The sequence below is a fragment of the Streptacidiphilus sp. MAP12-33 genome, assembly GCF_041261265.1.
Classification (GTDB): Bacteria; Actinomycetota; Actinomycetes; order Streptomycetales; family Streptomycetaceae; genus Streptacidiphilus.
Map to the genome: position 1 here is coordinate 1 of NZ_JBGCCA010000014.1, position 21,341 is coordinate 21,341.

Consider the following 21,341-nt stretch of genomic DNA (forward strand, 5'->3'; position numbering starts at 1 on the left):
AAGTTCTCGGAGGCGATCATCTCCAGGGTCGACTGCTGGCGGTGCAGCTCGGCGTCCACCGCGGCGGCGACCTCGGGGTCGAGGCTGTGCAGGGACTGGTTCAGGACAGTCATGGCGTTGGGGAATCCCTCGGGTCGGAGGTCGGTCGTCAGCCGCCGAACTGGGCGGAGTACTCGTCGGCGGAGAGCAGGCCCTCGGGCTCGCCCGCCAGACGCAGCTTGAACAGCCACCCGTCCTCGAACGGAGAGGAGTTGACCAGGGCCGGGTCGTCGATGACCGCCTGGTTGACCTCGACGACCTCGCCGGAGGCGGGGGTGTAGAGGTCGCTCACGGACTTGGTCGACTCCAGCTCACCGACGGTCTCGCCCGCGGTGATGGTCCGGCCGACCTCGGGGAGGTCCACGTAGACGACGTCACCCAGCGCGTCGGCCGCGAAGGCGGTGATGCCGATGGTGGCCACGCCGTCCTCGACGGCCGTCAGCCACTCGTGCTCCTTGCTGTACGTGAGGTTCTGGGGGTTGCTCATGACGCGATTCTCCCGGAGAGGTGTGGGTACGGCGAAACGGGGGTCGTTGACCCCACGGCAAGTCTTACGAGGTGAGACACCCGCTGCTGCGGGGGCGCGCTCGGAGAGCGGTCAGCGGGCGCGCTTGTAGAACGGCAGTGCGACGACCTCGACCGGCTCGTGCGTGCCGCGCACGTCCACGGCGACGCTCGCGCCCGGCGTGGCGTAGGTGGCGTCGACGTAGGCCATCGCGATCGGCTTGCCCAGCGTCGGAGAGGGAGCGCCGGAGGTGATCGAGCCGATCACGGTGCCCTCGGCGTCGACCACGTTCATCTCCGCACGCGGCACGCGGCGGCCGGGGGAGACCAGGCCGACCAGCACGCGCGGCGGGGTGGCGGCGGCCTGCTCGGCGGCCTTCTCCAGCGCGGTACGGCCGACGAACTCGCCGCCGTTGGTGGTCTTGTCGAACCGGACCACGCGGCCGAGGCCCGCGTCGAACGGGGTCAGCGAGGTGTTCAGCTCGTGCCCGTACAGCGGCATGCCCGCCTCCAGGCGCAGCGTGTCGCGGCAGGAGAGACCGCAGGGGATCAGGCCGTAGGACGTGCCGGCCTCGGTCAGCGCCTGCCAGATCGCCTCGGCGTCGGCCGGCGCGACGAACAGCTCGAAGCCGTCCTCGCCGGTGTAGCCCGTCCGGGCGAGCAGCGCCGGGCGGCCGGCGACGGTGGCGGGCAGACAGGTGTAGTACTTCAGGCCCGGCAGGTCGGCGTCGGTCAGCGAGCCGAGGATCGCGGGGGAGTCGGGGCCCTGCACGGCGATCAGCGCGTAGGCGTCGCGGTCGTCGCGCACGGTGGCGTCGAAGCCCTCGACCCGGGCGGTCAGCTCGTCGAGCACCAGCTGCGCGTTGGAGGCGTTGGCGACGACCATGAACTCGTCCTCGCCGACCCGGTAGACGATCAGGTCGTCCAGGATGCCGCCGTCGGCGGCGCAGATCATCGTGTAGCGGGCCTTGTGCACGGCCAGCGCGGAGACGAAGCCGACCAGCGCGTGGTCCAGCATCTCGCCCGCCTGCGGGCCGGTGACGGTGATCTCGCCCATGTGCGAGAGGTCGAACAGGCCCGCCTTGGTGCGGACGGCGTTGTGCTCCTCGCGCTCGCTGCCGTAGCGGAGCGGCATGTCCCAGCCGGCGAAGTCGGTCATGGTGGCGCCGAGGGCGCGGTGGACGGTGTCCAGCGCGGTGAGGCGGAGAGACATCGGTGATCTCCTAGCGATCAGGGCATGCTGCGGCAGGGAGCCTCCCCGTCTGTCGCTGCAACCTGAGAGCTTCACCGCGGCGGCGCGCGTGAGCGCGGAGCGCGGCTTGCACCGTGGGTGGACCTGGTCTCGAACCAAGAGACCGGTCGCTTTCCAGAGATGCCTCGCCCGTGCGGTGTGGTGCCTGAGAGATTCGGGGGAGGACTTGCTCCTTCGGCGCCGGTGGACACCCGTGAGGGTGTCTCCGAGCTCTCCCGCGCGGGTTCGATCGGCCGATATGCGATTGTGGTCGGGCTCATCATGGCATGGCGCCGTGGCTGTGGCGAACAGGAGGGACCGTGCAGCAGCACTGGCCGGCGGGGGGCTGGCCCGAGAACGAGCTGGAGCTGGCGCTGGCGGCGTCCGTCGGCGACCCGGGCGCGACGCCCCGGGTGATGGAGGTACTCGGCCGCAGCCACGTCTGGGTGCCGATGCCGGCCGGTCCGACGCGGGACGGGGTCACCCTCGACCTGCCCACCACGGAGCTGGCGGGCCAGCCGTTCGTGCCGGTCTTCAGCTCCGAGACGCAGCTGCGCGCCGTCGCCGGTCCGCAGATGCCGTACGCGATCGCCCCGGTCAAGGAGCTGGCCCGTGGTCTCCCGCAGGGCGTCGGCCTCGCGGTCAACCCCGAGGGCGCGGTCGGCATGCCGGTACCGGCGGCCGGCATCCCCGACCTGTGCGGGGACCCCGCGGAGGAGGGCGTCCGGACGACGGCCTGGGAGCCGGAGCCGCACGAGGAGCCCTTCGAGTACCTGGCCGCGGCGGCGGGCGAGCTCGCCGCGCTGCCGGTGGTGCTGACGGCCCGGCGGGCGTTCGTGCAGGTGGAGAGCGATCCGGTCAAGCTCTTCGTGGGTGTGCAGCTGGCCCGCTACGAGGCCGTGGACCACCAGGCCGTCGGCCTGGCGCTCGGGCGCGCGCTGGGCGCGGTCCCGCAGGCGTTCGAGGTCTCCCTGGTCCTCCTCGACGCCGTCTCGGACGACCCCACGGCCCGCTGGATGCTCACCACGGTGGCCCCCTTCTTCGCACGCTGAGGCGGCGCAGCCGCCTTCAGGGGCGCGAGGAACTGCGCGAGCAACCCACCCCAGGCGGATGGCCCTGTCCGCTCGGGACCTGACCGCACCGGGTGGCTTGTCGCGCACGCAGTTCATCGAGCAGAGCCTCGCGCCCCTGGCGGCTACGCCGCCTGAGCGCCTACCGGCGCTGGGTCGAGCCGGCCGCGCGGGCGCGGGAGACGACGGGGGCGATGGCGTCGGCGAGGGCCTTGACGTCCGCCTCGGTGGAGGTGTGGCCCAGGGAGAAGCGGAGGGAGGCGCGCGCCAGCGCGGGCTCCGCGCCCATCGCGAGCAGGACGTGGCTCGGCTGCGGCACGCCCGCCGAGCACGCGGAGCCGGTCGAGCACTCGATGCCCCGGGCATCGAGCAGCATCAGCAGCGCGTCGCCCTCGCAGCCCGGGAAGGAGAAGTGCGCGTTCGCGGCCAGGCGTCCGGCCGGATCCGGGTCGCCGTTGAGGATCGCGTCCGGGACCGCCGCGCGGACGGTCGCGACGAGTTGGTCCCGCAGCGCGCCGAGCTCGGCGGCGTAGCGCGGGCGTCGCTCGTCGGCCACCGCGGCGGCCGCCGCGAAGCCGGCCGTCGCCGGGACGTCCAGCGTCCCGGAGCGGACGTCCCGCTCCTGCCCGCCGCCGTGCAGCAGCGGGACGGGGGCCGCGGAACGCGAGAGGACCAGCGCGCCGACGCCGTAGGGGCCGCCGATCTTGTGGCCGGTCACCGTCATCGCGTCGAGGCCGGACTCCTCGAAGGAGAGCGGCAGCTGCCCGAAGGCCTGGACCGCGTCGGCGTGCATGGGGATGCCGAACTCATGCGCCACCGCCGCGAGTTCGTGGATCGGCTGGATCGTGCCGACCTCGTTGTTGGCCCACATCACGGTGACCAGGGCGACGTCCGACGGGTTCGTCGTGACGGCCGCGCGCAGCGCCTCGGGGTGGACCCGGCCGAGCGCGTCGACCGGCAGCCACTCGACGACCGCGCCCTCGTGCCGCTCCAGCCAGAGCACCGCGTCGAGGACGGCGTGGTGCTCCACGGGGCTGCACAGGATGCGGCGGCGCGCCGGGTCCGCGTCGCGGCGGGCCCAGAACAGGCCCTTGACGGCGAGGTTGTCCGACTCGGTGCCGCCGCCGGTCAACACGATCTCGCTGGGGCGTGCGCCGAGGACGGCGGCCAGCTGCTCGCGTGACTCCTCCACCACGCGGCGGGCGCGCCGGCCCGCGGAGTGCAGGGAGGAGGCGTTGCCGACGAGGCTCAGCTGCGTGGTCATCGCCTGGACCGCCTCCGGCAGCATCGGAGTCGTGGCGGCGTGGTCGAGATACGGCATGGCGGGGCAAGTCTAGTCGGGTGGGCGTGGACAGCCGTTGCGGGCCCCGCCGCCGCTCCTTATGATCCCGGCATCCTGCGATCGCAGGATGCCGGGATCGCCGGACCGCAGCGGATCGGGGCTGGTGGGACATGTCGCAGTCGGTGGACCGGGCACTCACCGTGCTCGCCTCGCTGGCCGACGGACCCGTCTCGCTGGAACAGGCCGCGGCGCTGCTCGGGGTCCACAAGTCCACCGCGCTGCGGCTGCTGCGCACGCTGGAGCAGCACGGCTTCGTGCACCGGCAGGCGGACTACCGCTACCGGCTCGGGGGACGTCTCTTCTCCCTCGCCCAGCTGGCCCTGGAGAGCATCGACGTGCGCGGGGTCGCCGCCCCCCATCTCGCCGCGCTCAACGACGCCTGCGGACACACCGTCCACCTCGCCGTCTATGAGGACGGCGAGGCCACGTATGTGGACAAGTTGGAAAGCCGCTATCCCGTGCGGATGTACTCGCGCATCGGCAAGCGCGCGCCGCTCGGGGCGACGGCGGTGGGCAAGGTGCTGCTGGCCGGGCTGTCCGCGCCGCACCGCGCGGAGCTGGTGCGGCGCCTGGAGCTGCCGGGGTACACCCCGCGCACGCTGCGCACGCCGGAGGCGCTGCTGGCCGAGGTGGAGTCGGTGCGCGAGCAGGGCTGGGCGATGGACCGGGGCGAGTACGAGGAGAGCGTGAACTGCGTGGCCGTGCCGATCCACGGCATCGACGGCCGGGTGATCGCGGCCTGCTCGATCTCGACCGCGACGGTGGTGGCCCCGCTCAGCGCGCTGCGGCGGCTGCTGCCCGACCTGCGCGCCACCGCCGAGGCCATCTCCCGCGAGTACGGCGGCGGCGCGACCGCCTGACCGCGAGGCGCGCCGGTCGGCCCGGGCCGCCGGTCAGTGCTCGCCGGCGTTCGAGCTGCCGCGGTGCCAGGCCCGCGGCGCCTGCCAGTTGTAGTGGATCGCGAGCATCCGGAAGCCGAAGGCGAACAGCGCGGCGGCGCTGCCGGTGACCGCGCCGAGCCCGTTCACCGCGATCAGGATCGCCGTGAGGGTCGCGCCCACCAGGGCCGGGACGGCGTAGAGCGAGCGGTCCCAGCGCAGCAGGGACGGCGTTTCCATGGCCAGCACGTCGCGGATCACGCCGCCGCCGACGGCGGTGAGCATGCCGAGGGCGATCGAGGGGATCACCGCCAGCCCGTAGTCGTGGGCCTTGGCCGTGCCGGTCACGCAGAACAGGCCGAGGCCCAGCGCGTCCAGGGCCTGCACGGTGCGGTTGATCCTGGCCACCTCGGGGTGGAGGAAGAAGACGACGGCGGTCGCCACCAGTGGGGTGAGGAAGTAGCCGAGGTTGGTGAAGGCGGCCGGGGGGATCGCGCCGATCAGCACGTCGCGCAGGACACCGCCGCCCAGGGCCGTCGCCTCGGCCAGCACCGCGATGCCGAAGACGTCGAAGTTCTTCCGGATGGCCAGGAGGCCGCCGGAGAGAGCGAAGACGAAGATGCCGGCGAGGTCGAGCACCTGCTCGACGCCGGGACTGAAGATCTGCGAGGTCACGCACCTTTTCTACCGGGTATTGCCTGGTTTGCGGTGCGGAGGGTCGCCTCTCAGAGTGCGCGAGTCTGCATAGACCTCTTCAACAGCACCCGTGCCAGGTGCGCCAACCGCCCATGCGGCCCCATGTCTCGCATTTCAGACAGCAGGTCAAGGAAAGGCAAAATGCACCCCCGGGCAGGGTGGCGGATATCCCGGTCAATTCGGGCTGATGAATGATCAAATACGGCTCGGGGCGCGACCCTACACATGCCCCTATCAGATCAATTCGGACATAAGGGTCGCTTTATGGATCTTGCATGATCTCATTCTGGTCTCATGTGAAGGTGAAGCCTTGAGCCCTGAAAAACGGTTTGCATAGAGTCCCCTCACCGCGCAGCGACATGAACACATGAACCAACTTCCGGGGATGTCCGCACGATGACTCAGCAACCCCACTCGACCGGGACCACCGGTGACTCGACTGTCTTGGAGGCCGAGGTGACCACTGCAACCGCAGACACCGCCGCGACCCCGGCCGCCACGGAGATCGTCGGACGGTCCCCCTCGAGGATGGCGTTCCTGCGCCTCCGGCGAGACCGGGCGTCCATGGTTGCCCTGGTGGTCGCGATCCTTTTCATCCTCACGGCCGCTCTGGCCCCGGTGCTCTCGGGCATCGAGGGGTGGGGCCCGGCGACCCCGGACCTCAAGGGGATCAACCCGGACAACGGCAACTTCCCGCTCGGCTCGTTCGGCGGGATCAGCGGCAGCCACTGGCTCGGTGTCGAGCCCGGCACCGGTTACGACGTCTTCTCGCGTCTGGTGTACGGCCTGCGGACCTCGCTGATCGTGGCCCTGATCGCCGCCTCGCTGTCGACGCTGCTCGGCGTCGTCGTGGGTCTGGCCTCGGGCTACTTCGGTGGCAAGATCGACACCGCCCTCAACTGGGTCATGAACGTCATGCTGGCCTTCCCGCAGCTGCTCTTCATCATCGCGCTCACCCCGGTGCTGACGAACGCGTTCTCGACCGACACGCACGGCGGCACCAGCGAGACGCTCCAGCTCGGCTCGATCATCGTGATCATCGCGCTGTTCGCCTGGGCCTACACCGCGCGCCTCGTCCGCGGTCAGGTGCTCTCCCTGCGTGAGCGCGAGTTCGTCGACGCCGCCCGGATCATGGGCGCCGGCTGGAAGCACATGCTCTTCAAGCAGCTGCTGCCGAACCTCTGGGCGCCGATCCTGATCTCCTTCGCCCTCGCGGTGCCGACCAACATCGCCACCGAGGCCGCGCTCTCCTACCTGGGCGTGGGTGTCGTCCCGCCGAACCCGGACCTCGGTTCGATGCTCGACGCCGCGACCCAGTACTACCTCTACGACCCGACCTACATGGTCGTGCCGGGTGTGGCACTGCTGCTGGCCGTCCTCTCGCTGAACCTGTTGGGTGACGGCGTGCGCGACGCTCTGGACCCGCGGGCCAACCGCGCCTGAACCACCACGAGTTGCTCCCCGCCCTCGGGCGGGGGCAGGTCGCTGGCTGATCCATCAGTTCTCTCAAGGAGACTAGAAAACAATGATGCGCAACAAGCGCGCGATAGGCCTCACGGCCATCGCCATCTCCGTCGCGATGGGCGCCACGGCTTGCGGCGGCTCCAAGGGCGGCTCCTCTGCCGGCTCCGCCGACCAGGTGAGCAAGGGCGGCACGCTGGTCTACTACGCGCCCAGCGACTTCGACCACATCGACCCGCAGCGCACGTACACCACGCAGGGTCAGAACATCGGTCGCGAGATCTACCGCTCGCTGACCGGTTGGCAGCAGGACGCCAGCAACCCGACCGGTGCTCCGAAGCTCGTCGGTGACCTCGCCACCGACACCGGCACCTCGAGCAACGGCGCCAAGACCTGGACGTTCCACATCCGCCCGGGTGTCAAGTGGCAGGACGGCACCGCCGTCACCGCCCAGGACGTCAAGTACGGTGTCGAGCGCTCCTTCGACCCGGACCTGTCCGGTGGCCCGCAGTACGCCTCGCAGTGGCTCGTCGGCGGCAAGGGCTACAAGGGCCCGACCAAGTCCGGCGACCTGGCCTCCATCCAGACCCCGGACGCCAGCACCGTCGTCTTCAACCTGAGCGTGCCGGTCTCGGACTTCAACGAGGCCACCGCCATGGAGACGTTCTCCGCGGTGCCGAAGGCGCACGACACCGGTGCCACCTACGACACCAACGTCTGGTCGGACGGCCCGTACGAGCTCAAGTCCTACACCAAGAACAAGGAGCTCATCCTCGTTCGCAACCCGCAGTGGACCAAGGCGGTCGACCCGCTGCGTGACCAGAACGTCGACGAGATCGACGTCAAGATGGGCCAGGACATGGCCGCCATCGACCAGCTGATGAAGGCCGACGTCGGCGACGCGCAGCACGCGATCATCGAGGACCCGATCGCGGGCACCGACCTGACGCCGTTCTCGCAGGACCCGACCCTGAAGTCGCGTTGGCACGCCATCGCCGCGCCGGGCACCAACTACCTGGCCCTCAACACCACCACGGTGAAGAGCCTCCAGGTCCGCCAGGCCATCGAGTGGGCGATCAACAAGCAGACCGTCCGTGGCGCCTTCGGTGGTTCCGCCTACGGTCAGTACGCCACCGTCTTCCTGCCCCCGGGCACCGACGGCCGCCAGGCGTCCGCCGCCCCGTACGGCACGGACCCGGCCGGTGACGTCGCCAAGGCCAAGGCCCTCATGGCCCAGGCCGGCGTCTCCAAGCTGACCCTGTCGCTGGCGATCGAGGCCACGCCGACCCAGGTCAAGGTGGGCGACGCGATCCGCGACTCGCTCGCGCAGATCGGCATCACGGTCAACATCCAGCAGATCGACCGTGGCTCGTACTTCAACAACGTGGGCAACACGTCCAACAAGTACGACATGATCTGGGCCGACTGGATCGCCGACTGGCCGAACGCCTCGACCATCATCCCGCCGCTGTTCGACGGTCGCCAGATCATCCCCCAGGGCAACCAGGTCTTCTCGCAGCTGAACGACAAGACGGCCGAGGCCGCCATGGACAAGGCCGCGCAGGAGCCGGACGCCTCGACGGCCAACCAGGAGTGGGGCGCCCTCGACGTCTCGCTGCTGCAGAACGACGCGGCCGTCGTCCCGCTGGTCTACATGACCTTCAACGAGCTCCAGGGCTCGAAGGTCGGTGGCCTCACCGATGACACCGTGCTGGCCGAGATGAACCTGGCCCACGTCTACATCAAGAAGTAATCTCCACCATCCGGCTAGGGCAGGCGGCCACAAACCGCCTGCCCTAGCCGGGGGTACACCGTCCGTATCGTCACCCCGCGCGCAGGTCCACACCCGCCGGCCCACAGCGAGAGGGAGGCGGACCAGGTTCGTCCCGGTCCCAGCACCACATGACTCGTTATCTGATTCGACGCCTGCTGAGCGCCCTCACCGTTATCGCGGTGGTCAGCCTCGTCACCTTCCTCATCTTCTTCGCCCTGCCGAGCGACCCCGCGGTCCTCGCCTGTGGCAAGGCCTGTACGCCGGACCGCATCGCGGCGATCCACCACTCGCTCGGCCTGGACCAGAACATCTTCGTCCAGTACGGCAACTACGTGTGGGGCTTCTTCCACGGCCGGACCTTCGGCGACGGCGGCAACGCGGTCCACTGCCCGGCGCCGTGCCTGGGCATCTCGTTCCACGACGACTCCAACGTCTGGGACACGATCTGGGGCCGCTTCCCGGCCGACCTGTCGCTGGCGCTCGGCGCCGCCCTGGTCTTCCTGGTCGTCGGTGTGGCCCTCGGCCTGACCGCCGCGGTCCGCAAGGGCAAGCTGGTCGACAAGGTGGCCGTGGGCTTCGCGCTCTTCGGCATCTCCCTGCCGATCTACTTCAGCGCCCTGATCCTCCAGTTCTTCGTCGTCGACAAGTGGCAGTGGCTGCCGGCTCCCGGCTACACCAACATCACCGACGACCCGGTCGCCTGGTTCCAGGGCCTGATCCTGCCGTGGACCGCGCTGGTCATCGGCTCGATGGCCTACTACACGCGACTGACCCGCTCGACCTCGCTGGAGGTCATGGGTGAGGACTACATCCGCACCGCCCGGGCCAAGGGCCTCGGCCGGCGCACGGTCATCCTCAAGCACACCCTGCGCTCCGCGATCACGCCGATCGTCACCATCTTCGGGATGGACTTCGGCACCCTGATCGGTGGCTCCGCGATCATCACCGAGACCGCGTTCGGCATCCCCGGCATCGGCCAGCTGGCCGTGCAGTCGGTGCAGGACGTCGACCTGCCGGTGATCATGGCCACCAGCCTCTTCGCCGCCACCGCCGTGGTTCTCGCCAACGTCGTCGTCGACGTCCTCTACGGCATCATCGACCCCCGCGTCCGCTACGCCTGATCCCCGCTCAGGTCCAGAACCATCCGGCGCGGGTCGGTGATCCCGACCCCCCGTCGACTTAGGAAGTACCCGTGGCCATCGAACTCTCGCCGCAGCCCGTGGGCGTCAATCCGCCGTCCTCCTTCCTGGAGGTCCGGGACCTGCGTGTCCACTTCCCCACCGAGGACGGCCTCGTCAAGTCGGTCGACGGCGTCTCCTTCTCCCTGGAGAAGGGCCAGACGCTGGGCATCGTCGGCGAGTCCGGCTCGGGCAAGTCCGTCACCTCGCTCTCGCTGCTCGGTCTCCACAAGGGCACCCGGGCGAAGGTGTCCGGTGAGGTCTGGCTGGACGGCGAGGAACTCGTCGGCATGTCCGAGGCGCAGATGCGCGCCCTGCGCGGCCAGAAGGTCTCCATGATCTTCCAGGACCCGCTGTCGGCCCTGCACCCCTTCTTCAGCGTCGGTGCCCAGATCGCCGAGGCGTACCGGGTGCACCACAAGGCGTCGAAGAAGGAGGCGAACGAGCGCGCGGTCGAGATGCTCAAGCGTGTCGGCATCCCGCAGCCCGAGCGTCGTGCCAAGGACTACCCGCACCAGTTCTCCGGCGGTATGCGCCAGCGCGCCATGATCGCCATGTCGCTGGTGTGCGACCCCGAGCTGCTGATCGCCGACGAGCCGACCACCGCGCTCGACGTGACCGTGCAGGCCCAGATCCTGGACCTGATCCGGGACCTTCAGGAGGAGTTCGGCTCCGCGGTCATCATCATCACCCACGACCTGGGCGTCGTCGCGGAGATCTCCGACGACATCCTGGTCATGTACGGTGGCCGGCGCATCGAGTACGGCTCGGTGCACGACGTGCTCAAGTCCCCCGAGCACCCGTACACCTGGGGCCTGCTGCAGTCGATGCCGCACCTGGGCGGCGATGTCAACGAGCGGCTCAACCCGATCCAGGGCGCGCCGCCGAGCCTGATCAACCTGCCCTCGGGCTGCGCGTTCAACCCGCGTTGCTCGTTCAAGGACCAGGTCCCGGACGGCCGTTGCACGGTCGACCGGCCGGAGCTGCTGCCGGTCCTGGGCAGCGACAAGCACATTGCGGCCTGCCACCTGACCGGTGACGCCAAGGCCGGGATCCGCAGCGCCACCGCGCGAGGCACCAAGTGACGGCCCGCGCGGGAGCGGCGGACGAAACGGAGAAGGGCATGAGCACCACCAAGAGCATCCCGGCCCAGCAGACCGAGGAGCAGCCGACCTCGGGCGAGAACCTGCTCGAGGTCCAGGACCTGCAGGTCCACTTCCCGATCCGTCAGGGCATCGTCTTCCAGCGTCAGATCGGCGCGGTCCGGGCCGTCGACGGCGTCAGCTTCGGCGTCAAGCCGGGCGAGTCGCTCGGCCTGGTCGGCGAGTCGGGCTGTGGCAAGTCGACCACCGGCCGCGCGGTCACCCGCCTGCTGGAGCCGACCGGCGGCACCGTCCGCTTCGACGGCGAGGACATCACGCACAAGAAGGTCTCCTCGATGAGGACGGCCCGGCAGAACCTGCAGATGATCTTCCAGGACCCGTACTCCTCGCTGAACCCGAGGCACACGGTCGGCACGATCATCGAGACCCCGATGAAGCTCAACGGGATCAACCCGGAGCAGGGCCACAAGAAGCGGGCCCAGGAGCTGCTGGAGATCGTCGGTCTCAACCCCGAGCACTACAACCGCTACCCGAACGAGTTCTCCGGCGGTCAGCGTCAGCGCATCGGCATCGCCCGGGCCCTCGCGCTCAAGCCGAAGCTGATCGTCGCCGACGAGCCCGTCTCGGCCCTCGACGTGTCGATCCAGGCGCAGGTCGTCAACCTGCTCCAGGACCTGCAGCGCGAGTTCGGTCTGGCGTTCCTCTTCATCGCCCACGACCTCGCCGTCGTGCGGCACTTCTCCGAGCGCGTCGCGGTCATGTACCTCGGCAAGATCGTGGAGATCGCGGACCGCGAGACGCTGTACTCCCGCCCGCAGCACCCCTACACCCACGCGCTGCTCTCCGCGGTGCCGGAGGTGGACCCGGACGGTGCGTCGAACCGCGAGCGGATCCGCCTGACCGGCGACGTCCCGAGCCCGATCAACCCGCCGTCGGGTTGCCGGTTCCGGACCCGCTGCTGGAAGGCGCAGGACATCTGCGCCTCGGAGGAGCCGCCGCTGGTCCAGCTGCTCGGCTCGGCCGCCGGCCACCAGGCTGCCTGCCACTTCCCCGAGGTGAAGCAGGTCGTCGCTCCGGAGGAGACTCCGTCGGCGCCGGCTTCGGCCAAGTGACCCGGCCGTAGCCTCCGCGAGGAGAAGCCCGAAGGGCCGTCCCACCGTGCCGTGGGACGGCCCTTCGGGCTTTCGCGTGTCCGCGTTCAGGCGGGCTGGTGCTCGCGGCTGTAGAACGCCGGGACCCGGGACCAGAGCCACATCGCGACGGGGTCGTACGGGTCGGCCATGGTGACGCTGGAGACGGCCAGGCCGTCCGGAGCGGAGGCAACGGCCTCGAACATCATCTGCTGGGTCGCGACGACGGACGCGTCCGAGGTGTCGTCCAGATCCAGGCCTATGGTCAGCCGCGGCTCCCCGTAGGCCGGGGCGACCCAGGCCCGCCGCAGCGAACGGACCGCCTGGTTCTCCCTGGCCCCCCGCACGAGCGCGCGGTAGAACGCCGCCGACGCCGCGGGCTCGCCCACGTACCCGGGAACGGACGCCGGAGGCTGGTCCACCGGCGAGATGCCCAGCGGCCCCGCCGGGAGGCGGTCCAGGCCCCCGGCGATCCGGCGCAGGTCCGCCCAGGGGATGCCGACGCCGCCACCGGGCTGGTGCGGGTTGAGCCACAGCCCCCAGCGCTCGCGGTACAGCGCCGCGGCCACCTCCGCGCCGGTGACGACCTGGTGCTGCCGGGCCCACCCGCTGGCGGCCAGCTGCTCCTCGGAGGTCACACAGGGCGCGTACCCGTAGCCGCCGACCTCCAGGTTCCCGTACTGGGCGTCCGGGTCGCCGGCCACGCCGTGCCACAGCAGCATCCAGAGCCGGCCCTGGGCGACGGCGTGCAGCAACTCCTCGTACCGGTCGTACCGGCCCGGGGCGATCTCCCTCAGCGCCGCTTCGATCACCGCGTCCGTCCTCACTCGTCCACCACAGGCCACCCGTGAGCCTAGTGAGATCCACGCCCGCGCACTATCGGGAAAGTTACTCACGGGATCGGCGGGGAAACTGAGCGGAACGACTCAGGCGGCCTTCCGCGCCCGGAACCCTACGAGCCCGAGACCCTACGAGCCCGGAACCCTACGAGCCCGGGGCCCGCCGAGGCCGACGGGGGCGGCCCGTATTCTGGTAGGCACTATGTCTGACTTCCCCGGCGCCCCCGCTCCCGACTCCTCCGTGCTGCCCGGCGGCCGGCTGCGCGTGCTCGCGGCCATGTCCGGCGGCGTGGACTCCGCCGTCGCCGCCGCGCGGGCGGTGGAACAAGGGCACGAGGTCACCGGTGTGCACCTCGCGCTGGCGAGCAACCCGCAGAGCTTCCGCACCGGCGCCCGCGGCTGCTGCACGCTGGAGGACTCCCGGGACGCGCGCCGCGCGGCGGACGTGCTGGGGATCCCCTTCTACGTCTGGGACCTCGCCGAGCGGTTCCGTGAGGACGTGATCGACGACTTCGTCGCCGAGTACGCGGCCGGACGGACGCCCAACCCGTGCCTGCGCTGCAACGAGAAGATCAAGTTCGCCGCGCTGCTCGACAAGGCCGTGGCCCTCGGCTTCGACGCCGTCTGCACCGGCCACTACGCCCGGATCGTCGACCACCCCACCCGCGGCCGCGAGCTGCACCGGGCCGTGGACCCGGCCAAGGACCAGTCCTACGTGCTCGGGGTCCTGGACGCCGAGCAGCTCGCGCACGCGATGTTCCCGCTCGGGGACACCGCCAAGGAGCAGGTCCGGGTCGAGGCCGAGCGCCGGGGCCTGGCGGTGGCCAAGAAGCCGGACAGCCACGACATCTGCTTCATCGCCGACGGCGACACCCAGGGTTTCCTGGCGCAGCGCCTGGGCGCCGCGCCCGGCGAGATCGTGGACGCCCACGGCACCGTCCTCGGCGAGCACACGGGCGCCTACGGCTTCACCATCGGGCAGCGCAAGGGCCTGCGCATCGGGCACCCGGCCGCGGACGGCAAGCCGCGCTACGTGCTGGACATCTCGCCGGTCGACAACCGCGTCACCGTCGGCCCCGCCGAGGCGCTGGACGTGACCGCGCTGACCGGCGTCAAGCCGCGCTGGTGCGGCGCCGAGCCGCCCGTCGGTACGGGGCGCTACCTCGCGCAGATCCGCGCGCACGGCGAGCAGGTGCCGGTCACGGCGGAGGTCGCCGCGGACGGCGGGCTGCGCGTCGTCCTGGACGAGCCGCTGCGCGGCATCGCGCCGGGGCAGGCCGTCGTGCTGTACGACGACACCCGCGTCGTCGGCTCGGCGACCATCGCGCAGACCGAACGAGCCGGGGCCGAGCGCGCCGGGGCCGAACGAACCGGGGCCGAGCGCGCCACCAGCCACGCCTGACCGACCGGGGGGACCCACCGCATGAACATCACCGTCTTCTGCTCCGCCTTCGCCCTCGACGAGCGCTACCAGGCTCCCGCCCGGGAGTTCGCCCGGCAGTTGGGCGAGCGCGGCCACACCCTGGTCTGGGGCGGCTCCGACGCCGGACTGATGGGCGTCGTCGCCGACGAGGCCAAGGCGGCGGGCGCGAAGCTGGTCGGCATCTCCGTCGAGCTGCTGCGCCACAAGGCGTACTCCGGCGCGGACGAGCTGGTCACCACCGCGGACCTCGCCGAGCGCAAGGCGCAGCTGCTGGCCCGCGCGGATGCGATCGTCGTCCTGGTCGGCGGGCTGGGCACGCTGGACGAGGTCACCGAGGTGCTGGAGCTGAAGAAGCACGGCCTGCACGACAAGCCCGTCGTGCTGCTCGACACCGAGGGCTTCTACGACGGCATGCGCACCCAGCTGCGCCGGATGGAGCGGGAGGGCTTCCTGCCCCGCCCCCTGGACGAGCTGGTGCGCTTCGCCCCCGACGGCGCCACGGCGCTGCGCTACGCGGAGGGCGCGGACGAGGCCGGCACCCCGGCCGACGCGGCCGCGCCGGCCTGACCGTCCCGGCCGGTGCCACCGGTTCTGCCGGGCCGCCTGCGTGGGGGGCGTCACCGGTTCTGCCGGGCCGCCTGCGTGGGGCGGTGCCACCGGTTCTGGCGGGCCGCCTGCGTGGGGCGGTGCCACCGGTTCTGCCGGGCCGCCTGCGTGGGGCGGTGCCACCGGCTCCGCCGGGATCGGCCCGGAGGGTGGGCGGCGGTGGCCCGGGAGACGGCCGCTCGCCGTGCCGGCTCAGCCGGGCAGCTCCGACGGGCTCGCCTCGGGGTGCGGGCCGCTCTGGGCCGGTAGTCGCCCGGCGGCCTGCGGGGCGTCCGCGCGGCGGAGGAGGCGGCCGAGGCCGGCGCGGGTGGCCACGACGATCACCCGGTCGTCGTCGCGCAGGTGCCGGGTGGGTGCGGGGTTCCAGTCCGCGTGCTGGCCGCGCTGCCGCACCGCGACGACCCGCCAGTCGCCGGGCCGGAAAGCGTCCTTGACGGTGCGTCCGGCCAGCTCGTCGCCCTCGGCCACGGTCACCTCGGCCAGCAGCAGGATCTCCCGGCGGGCCGGGATCGCCGCCAGCACCCGGCGGCCCAGCATCGCCGCGGCGAACGCGGGCGCGGCCAGGTAGGAGACGCTGCGGCTGCGGGTCCGCGAGTTCGGGTGCGCCTCACGCAGGGCCTTGAAGACCGTCCTGGCGAAGGCCTCGTCGAACAGCCGCAGCACGACCGGCACGTCCGGCCGCCGCTCGCGCGCGAACAGGACCGCCTGGAGGTTGGCGCTGTCGTTGTTGGTCAGCGCCATCACCGCGGAGGCCCGGTCGCCGCGGGCCGCGCGCCAGACCGTGTCGCGGGTGAACTCGCCCAGTACGACCGGGACGCCGCGCGCCCGCACCGCCGCCAGGTTCCGCGCCTCGGGGTTGCGCTCCACGACGACCACCGGGCGCCGCATGTCCACCAGCCGCGAGACCACGGCCGTGCCCGCGCTGCCGATGCCGATCAGCACGACGTGGTTGTTCATCGTCCGCCGCACCCGGCGCGGGTTCTCGCTGGGCCGGACCGCCCCGACGCTGTCCAGCACGATCGCCGCGACCAGACCCAGGATCAGCATCCCGGTGAACATGGTGATGATCTGCAGGACCTGCCGCGCCACCGGCTGGCCGAAGGCGGGATTGCCCGCCGAGGAGAGGTCCAGCAGCACCAGGTAGAGCGAGAGGCCGAGGTTGGTACCGGTCAACTGCCAGGTCAGCACCGTCAGCAGGGCCACCACGGCGGAGAGCCCCGCGGCGGCCACCTGGAGCTTGCGGGAGAAGAACGACCGCAGCACCGTGCCCATCCGGCTCCAGGCGCGGGTGGCCTCCGGCGTCGGCGGCTCCTGGTGGTGCCGCAGGCTCACCAGGGTGATCGGTTCGTCCGCCGGTGCCACCCAGTGTTCCGGATCGGGCAGCAGCAGGCCGCCGTTCTCGGTCAGCACCGCTATCGGCACGTCCGGTCCGGGCGGCAGCTCCGTCGTCCCCGCGGGCAGCACCGTGGAGACCACCGTGCAGGTGCCGCTGTTGACCGCGATGACCTGGTCCTGGTCGGGCAGCGCCGAGGAGACGAGCGCGGGCGCGGCCGTCTGCGAGGCGGAGGCCACCGTCGTCGGCGCGTCCGGACGGTCCAGGAGGCGGCGCAGCCGCTTGCCGAGGGCGGTGTTGTGGACCCGCAGCGCCAGGCGCACATGCGGGTTGATACTGCGCGCGGTCAACGCGGCGGCGGTGACGGCCTGGTCGTCGTCGAGCACGATGGCGAGCGCGTCCGCCTCGGCGACGCCCGCCTGGCGCAGCGCCGGCTCGTCCGGACGGCGCCCCGCGAGGACGGTGATCGGGCCCGCGTCCCGGTGCAGGGCCAGCAGTTGGGGCCCGTGCTCGTGCTGCGGATCGGGGACCACCACCACGACCCGCTCCCGGTAGAGCTTGGCCAGGTCGCCGACCAGGCGCTGGGTCAGCGCGTCGTTGCCGACCACGACCATGTGGCCGCGGCCCTCCTCGACGAGGCCTGTGCCCGTCACGCCGTTGCCCGGTCCGGTCTGTGTGGATCCGGCCTCGTCCGGCACTGTTTCCCGCCCCTCGCCCGCCCCCGCCCTGATGATCACCATGGTGGCGCACGGAACGGGGCTCCGGGCGTGGTACTGATGAACCCATGGGAACGCATGTGATCACCGGAGCAGGTTCCGGCATCGGCGCGGCCGTCGCCGCGAAGCTCGACGAGCGCGGCGAGGAGCTGTGGCTGCTGGCCCGGGACGCGCGCCGCGCGGCGGAGCTGCGCGAGCGCTTTCCGCGCGCCCAGACGCTGGTCGGCGATCTGGCTCAGCCCGCGCGGCTCAGCTGGGCGTTCGGCCACCAGCCGCAGCCCGACCGGATCGACTCGCTGCTGCACGTCGCCGGCGTGGTGGAGCTGGGCGCGATCGGGGACATGACGCCGAAGGTCTGGCAGGAGACGCTCGACGTCAACCTGCTCGCCCCGGCCGAGCTGACCCGTCTCCTGCTGCCGACGCTCCGGGTCTCGCAGGGCCACGTCGTCTTCGTCAACTCCGGTGCGGGCCTGCGGGCGGGCGCCGAGTGGGGCGTCTACGCGGCGTCCAAGTTCGGCCTGAAGGCGCTCGCGGACTCGCTGCGCGAGGAGGAGCACGGCCACGGCGTGCGCGTCACGACCGTCTACCCCGGCCGGACCGCCACCCCGATGCAGGCCAAGGTGCACGCCCAGGAGGGCCGGACGTACGAGGCCGACGCCTGGATCGCGCCGGAGTCGGTCGCGACGGCCGTGCTCACCGCGATCGACCTGCCGCGCGACGCCGAGATCACCGACGTGACGGTGCGGCCGGGCCGGTGAGCGCGTTCCCGACCCTCCCCGCGCCGGGCGCGACCGGCGTCGGCTCCATGCCCGGCACCGACGCCCGCGAGGCGGCCAAGACCGTCACCGGCTCGCTGGAGGCCCTCCCGCACCTGCCCGAGCTGCCCGCGCGCGGTCCGGGCGCCGACATGATCGGCCGCAGCCTGGGCCTGCTGGTCGAGCTCTACGCCCGCGTCGAGCCCTCCGGCTGGCGTCTGGGCGACCACCCCGGCCGCGACACCCGCCGCGCGCACTCCTGGCTCGGCGAGGACCTGGACGCGCTGGAGGAGTTCACCCAGGAGTGGACCGGCCCGCTCAAGATCCAGGCGGTGGGCCCGTGGACGCTGGCCGCGTCCGTGGAGCTCCAGCGCGGCGAGAAGGCCCTGGCCGATCCCGGCGCGGTGCGCGACGTCGCCGCCTCCCTGACCGAGGGGCTGCGGCTCCACCTCGCCGAGGTCCGCCGCCGCATCCCGGGCGCCGAGGTGCTGCTCCAGCTCGACGAGCCGTCCCTGCCGGCGGTGCTGGCCGGCCAGGTGAAGACCGCCAGCGGCTGGCAGCGGCTGCGGGCCGTGGACCGCGGGGTGGGGGAGGAGGTGCTGCGCGGCGTGATCGACGCCGTCGACGCACCGGTCGCCGTCCACAGCTGTGCGCCCTCCGTCCCCCTCGCCCTGCTGCGCCGCGCGGGCGCGGCGGCGGTGTCTCTGGACGCATCCCTGCTGACGGAACGTGACGACGACGCGATCGGCGAGGCGGTCGAGAGCGGCACGGTCCTCATGCTCGGTGTCGTGCCCTCCACGGACCGGAAATTGTCAGACCCGGCCGGTAGTGTCAGCGGTGTGAGGACGTTGTGGCGTCGCCTGGGCCTGGCCCCCGCGCTGCTGCCGCGTTCCGTCGTGGTCACCCCCACCTGCGGCCTGGCGGGGGCGTCCCCGGCCTTCGCCCGCACGGCGCTGTCACACAGCGTCATCGCGGCGCAGAGCCTGGCCGACAATCCGGAATAGCTCCGGAGCCGTTCGAGCGGCGTCGGTGAGGCTGGTCGCATCCAGTGGATTTCAGGTCTCATAGGGGGTAGTTCCCGTGGCGTTGGACGACGACCGCGTTCGGCATGCGCAGCTTGCCCAGGAGATCGAGGAACACCGCTACCGGTACTACAACCAGGACGCGCCGACCATCACCGACGGCGAGTTCGACCTCCTCATGCGCGAGCTGGAGGGGATCGAGGAGCGGTTCCCCGAGCTGCGCACCTCGGACTCGCCGACGCAGATGGTCGGCGGGGACGTCACGGCCGACTTCTCCAAGGTCGAGCACCTGGAGCGGATGCTCAGCCTGGACAACGCCTTCAACGACGAGGAGCTGGACGCCTGGGCCGAGCGGGTCGAACGCGACCTGGCCGGCCTGGAGTTCCACTACCTGTGCGAGCTGAAGATCGACGGGCTCGCGGTCAACCTCACCTACGAGAACGGCGTGCTGGTCCGCGCCGCGACGCGCGGCACCGGCCGCGTCGGCGACGACATCACCGCCAACGTGCGGACCATCAAGGAGATCCCGCACCGGCTCGCGGGCGACAACCCGCCGGAGCTGGTGGAGATCCGCGGCGAGGTCTACTTCCCGATCGAGGACTTCGACGCCCTCAACATCGCCAGGGTTGCGGCCGGCGAGGACCCGTACATGAACCCGCGGAACTCCGCCGCCGGTTCGCTGCGCCAGAAGGACCCGGCCGTCACCGCACAGCGGCCGCTGCACATGATCGTGCACGGCATCGGCGCCCGCCGGGGCTTCGACATCGACTGCCAGTCGCACGCCTACGAGCTGCTTCGGGCCTGGGGGCTGCCGACGGCCAAGCACAACGCCGTGGTGAGCACTCTCGCCGAGGTCAAGGAGTTCATCAAGCGCTTCGGCGAGCAGCGCCACAGCGTCGAGCACGAGATCGACGGCGTCGTGATCAAGGTGGACGAGATCGCCCTCCAGGGCCGCCTCGGCTCCACCTCCCGGGCGCCGCGCTGGGCCATCGCCTGGAAGTACCCGCCGGAGGAGGTCAACGGCAAGCTGGACCGGATCCTGGTCGGGATCGGGCGCACCGGCCGGGCCACGCCCTACGCGGTCCTGGAGAAGCCGGTCAAGGTCGCCGGCTCGATGGTGCAGTACGCCACGCTCCACAACCAGGACGTGGTCAAGGCCAAGGGCGTGCTGCTCGGCGACACCATCGTCATCCGCAAGGCGGGCGACGTGATCCCGGAGATCCTCGGGCCCGTGGTCGCCCTGCGCGACGGCACCGAGCGTCCGTTCGTGATGCCGACCCACTGCCACGAGTGCGGCACCGAACTGCGCCCGATGACGGAGGGCGACAAGGACCTGCGCTGCCCGAACGCCCGCCACTGCCCGGCGCAGCTGCGCGAGCGCGTCGCCTTCCTCGGCAGCCGCGGCGGGCTGGACGTCGAGCACCTCGGCTACGTCGCGGCGGTCGCGCTGACCCAGCCGCTCGAACCGGCCACCCCGCCGATCGAGAACGAGGGCGATCTGTTCAACCTGACGGTCGAGGACCTGCTGCCGATCAGGGCGCTCGTCCGCGACCCCAAGACGGGCATGCCGAAGCTCGACGACGAGACGGGCGAGCAGAAGGTCGTCTCCTTCTTCGCCAACCTCAGGGGCGAGCCGAAGAAGACCACGACGCAGCTGCTGGAGCACCTGGAGGCGGCCAAGCAGCAGCCGCTCTGGCGCGTGCTGAACAGCCTGTCGATCCGCAGGGTGGGCCCGGTCGCGGCGCAGGCCCTGGCCCGGGAGTTCCGCGACCTCGACCGGATCGCCTCGGCCGGCGAGGAGGAGCTCGCGGTGGTCGAGGGCGTCGGCCCCGGCATCGCGAAGGCCGTCGTCGACTGGTTCGCCGAGGACTGGCACCGGGAGATCATCGAGAAGTGGCGCGCGGCAGGCGTCCGCTTCGTCGACGAGGCCGCCGAGGAGGAGTCCGGCCCGCGTCCGCTGGAGGGGCTGACGGTCGTGGTCACCGGCACGCTCGCGGACCACACCCGCGACGGCGCGAAGGACGCGCTCCAGGTGCGCGGGGCCAAGGTCACCGGCTCGGTGTCGAAGAAGACCGACTTCGTCGTCGTCGGCGACAACCCGGGTTCCAAGTACGACAAGGCGGTCCAGCTCAAGCTCGCGATCCTCGACGACGCCGGCTTCGCCGTCCTGCTCAGCGAGGGGCCGGACGCGGCGCGGGCCGCCGCGCTGCCGGTCGAGGAGTAGCGGGGCGTCAGGCGAGC

Annotated in this window: 18 protein-coding genes and 1 riboswitch; of the genes, 12 read left to right on the plus strand and 6 right to left on the minus strand. The window is 71.6% G+C overall.

The features are described from left to right. Positions 1-148 precede the first annotated feature (148 nt). Entirely contained in the window at positions 149-526 is a 378-nt protein-coding gene (gene gcvH / locus ABH931_RS15720; RefSeq protein ID WP_370113551.1) for a glycine cleavage system protein GcvH, read from the minus strand. A 111-nt stretch (positions 527-637) separates the two neighbouring features. Beyond that, complete coding sequence (gene gcvT, locus ABH931_RS15725) at positions 638-1,756, minus strand: glycine cleavage system aminomethyltransferase GcvT (protein WP_370113553.1); 1,119 nt, start codon at positions 1,754-1,756, stop codon at positions 638-640. Between the two features lie 163 nt (positions 1,757-1,919). Beyond that, positions 1,920-2,023, minus strand: a riboswitch (glycine riboswitch). Positions 2,024-2,094: 71 nt separating this feature from the next. Here gcvT and ABH931_RS15730 point away from each other — a divergent pair. Further along, positions 2,095-2,826 carry an enhanced serine sensitivity protein SseB C-terminal domain-containing protein gene (locus tag ABH931_RS15730; RefSeq protein ID WP_370113555.1) on the plus strand — a complete coding sequence of 244 codons (732 nt, stop codon included), beginning with the start codon at positions 2,095-2,097 and terminating at the stop codon, positions 2,824-2,826. A 160-nt stretch (positions 2,827-2,986) separates the two neighbouring features. Here the strand turns inward: ABH931_RS15730 and ABH931_RS15735 are convergent, their stop codons facing one another. Continuing rightward, positions 2,987-4,165, minus strand: coding sequence for a cysteine desulfurase family protein (locus ABH931_RS15735; RefSeq protein WP_370113557.1), 1,179 nt, complete (start codon positions 4,163-4,165; stop codon positions 2,987-2,989). Positions 4,166-4,296: 131 nt separating this feature from the next. On the opposite strand from ABH931_RS15735, the gene ABH931_RS15740 reads away from it, so the two are divergent. After that, positions 4,297-5,046: an IclR family transcriptional regulator gene (locus ABH931_RS15740; RefSeq protein WP_370113559.1), complete on the plus strand. Its 750-nt coding sequence runs from the start codon at positions 4,297-4,299 to the stop codon at positions 5,044-5,046. 33 nt (positions 5,047-5,079) lie between these two features. Here ABH931_RS15740 and ABH931_RS15745 read toward each other — a convergent pair whose 3' ends face one another. Next, a complete protein-coding gene (locus tag ABH931_RS15745) occupies positions 5,080-5,739 on the minus strand; it encodes a trimeric intracellular cation channel family protein (RefSeq protein WP_370113561.1) in 660 nt (219 codons plus the stop codon). Between the two features lie 477 nt (positions 5,740-6,216). Here ABH931_RS15745 and ABH931_RS15750 point away from each other — a divergent pair, with 477 nt between their 5' ends. The 5 genes from ABH931_RS15750 (at position 6,217) to ABH931_RS15770 (ending at position 12,388) form a co-directional block, all read left to right on the plus strand. Beyond that, positions 6,217-7,203, plus strand: a complete 987-nt coding sequence (locus ABH931_RS15750; RefSeq protein ID WP_370113563.1) for an ABC transporter permease — start codon at positions 6,217-6,219, stop codon at positions 7,201-7,203. Positions 7,204-7,285: 82 nt separating this feature from the next. Further along, positions 7,286-8,974 (plus strand): ABC transporter substrate-binding protein, encoded by a 1,689-nt coding sequence (locus ABH931_RS15755; RefSeq protein ID WP_370113565.1) that lies wholly within the window; start codon positions 7,286-7,288, stop codon positions 8,972-8,974. 149 nt (positions 8,975-9,123) lie between these two features. Beyond that, positions 9,124-10,116, plus strand: a complete 993-nt coding sequence (locus tag ABH931_RS15760; protein ID WP_370113567.1) for an ABC transporter permease — start codon at positions 9,124-9,126, stop codon at positions 10,114-10,116. 71 nt (positions 10,117-10,187) lie between these two features. Beyond that, a complete protein-coding gene (locus tag ABH931_RS15765) occupies positions 10,188-11,258 on the plus strand; it encodes an ABC transporter ATP-binding protein (RefSeq protein ID WP_370113568.1) in 1,071 nt (356 codons plus the stop codon). A 38-nt stretch (positions 11,259-11,296) separates the two neighbouring features. Continuing rightward, the gene (locus ABH931_RS15770) at positions 11,297-12,388 is read left to right on the plus strand and encodes an ABC transporter ATP-binding protein (RefSeq protein ID WP_370113570.1); all 1,092 of its coding nucleotides are present in this window, start codon (positions 11,297-11,299) and stop codon (positions 12,386-12,388) included. Positions 12,389-12,474: 86 nt separating this feature from the next. Here ABH931_RS15770 and ABH931_RS15775 read toward each other — a convergent pair whose 3' ends face one another. Continuing rightward, complete coding sequence (locus tag ABH931_RS15775) at positions 12,475-13,215, minus strand: enhanced serine sensitivity protein SseB C-terminal domain-containing protein (RefSeq protein WP_370113827.1); 741 nt, start codon at positions 13,213-13,215, stop codon at positions 12,475-12,477. A 232-nt stretch (positions 13,216-13,447) separates the two neighbouring features. Between ABH931_RS15775 and mnmA the strand changes: the two genes are divergently transcribed. Continuing rightward, positions 13,448-14,647, plus strand: a complete 1,200-nt coding sequence (mnmA, locus tag ABH931_RS15780) for a tRNA 2-thiouridine(34) synthase MnmA (RefSeq protein ID WP_370113572.1) — start codon at positions 13,448-13,450, stop codon at positions 14,645-14,647. 21 nt (positions 14,648-14,668) lie between these two features. Further along, positions 14,669-15,235, plus strand: a complete 567-nt coding sequence (locus ABH931_RS15785) for a TIGR00730 family Rossman fold protein (RefSeq protein WP_370113574.1) — start codon at positions 14,669-14,671, stop codon at positions 15,233-15,235. A gap of 231 nt (positions 15,236-15,466) precedes the next feature. Here ABH931_RS15785 and ABH931_RS15790 read toward each other — a convergent pair whose 3' ends face one another. Next, the gene (locus ABH931_RS15790) at positions 15,467-17,347 is read right to left on the minus strand and encodes an NAD-binding protein (protein ID WP_370113576.1); all 1,881 of its coding nucleotides are present in this window, start codon (positions 17,345-17,347) and stop codon (positions 15,467-15,469) included. Positions 17,348-17,391: 44 nt separating this feature from the next. Between ABH931_RS15790 and ABH931_RS15795 the strand changes: the two genes are divergently transcribed. The 3 genes from ABH931_RS15795 (at position 17,392) to ligA (ending at position 21,324) form a co-directional block, all read left to right on the plus strand. Then, positions 17,392-18,081: an SDR family oxidoreductase gene (locus ABH931_RS15795; protein WP_370113578.1), complete on the plus strand. Its 690-nt coding sequence runs from the start codon at positions 17,392-17,394 to the stop codon at positions 18,079-18,081. Beyond that, positions 18,078-19,082, plus strand: a complete 1,005-nt coding sequence (locus ABH931_RS15800; protein WP_370113580.1) for a methionine synthase — start codon at positions 18,078-18,080, stop codon at positions 19,080-19,082. The genes ABH931_RS15795 and ABH931_RS15800 overlap by 4 nt, the downstream gene beginning before the upstream one ends. A 76-nt stretch (positions 19,083-19,158) precedes the next feature. Further along, positions 19,159-21,324, plus strand: coding sequence for an NAD-dependent DNA ligase LigA (ligA, locus tag ABH931_RS15805; protein ID WP_370113582.1), 2,166 nt, complete (start codon positions 19,159-19,161; stop codon positions 21,322-21,324). Positions 21,325-21,341 lie beyond the last annotated feature (17 nt).

Coding starts and splice junctions, on each gene's coding strand:
- ABH931_RS15785 (WP_370113574.1), top strand. CDS start 14,669: ATGAACATCACCGTCTTCTGCTCCGCCTTCGCCCTCGACGAGCGCTAC.
- gcvT (WP_370113553.1), bottom strand. CDS start 1,756: ATGTCTCTCCGCCTCACCGCGCTGGACACCGTCCACCGCGCCCTCGGC.
- ABH931_RS15795 (WP_370113578.1), top strand. CDS start 17,392: ATGGGAACGCATGTGATCACCGGAGCAGGTTCCGGCATCGGCGCGGCC.
- ABH931_RS15760 (WP_370113567.1), top strand. CDS start 9,124: ATGACTCGTTATCTGATTCGACGCCTGCTGAGCGCCCTCACCGTTATC.
- ABH931_RS15770 (WP_370113570.1), top strand. CDS start 11,297: ATGAGCACCACCAAGAGCATCCCGGCCCAGCAGACCGAGGAGCAGCCG.
- ABH931_RS15735 (WP_370113557.1), bottom strand. CDS start 4,165: ATGCCGTATCTCGACCACGCCGCCACGACTCCGATGCTGCCGGAGGCG.
- ABH931_RS15755 (WP_370113565.1), top strand. CDS start 7,286: ATGATGCGCAACAAGCGCGCGATAGGCCTCACGGCCATCGCCATCTCC.
- mnmA (WP_370113572.1), top strand. CDS start 13,448: ATGTCTGACTTCCCCGGCGCCCCCGCTCCCGACTCCTCCGTGCTGCCC.
- gcvH (WP_370113551.1), bottom strand. CDS start 526: ATGAGCAACCCCCAGAACCTCACGTACAGCAAGGAGCACGAGTGGCTG.
- ABH931_RS15740 (WP_370113559.1), top strand. CDS start 4,297: ATGTCGCAGTCGGTGGACCGGGCACTCACCGTGCTCGCCTCGCTGGCC.
- ABH931_RS15790 (WP_370113576.1), bottom strand. CDS start 17,347: ATGGTGATCATCAGGGCGGGGGCGGGCGAGGGGCGGGAAACAGTGCCG.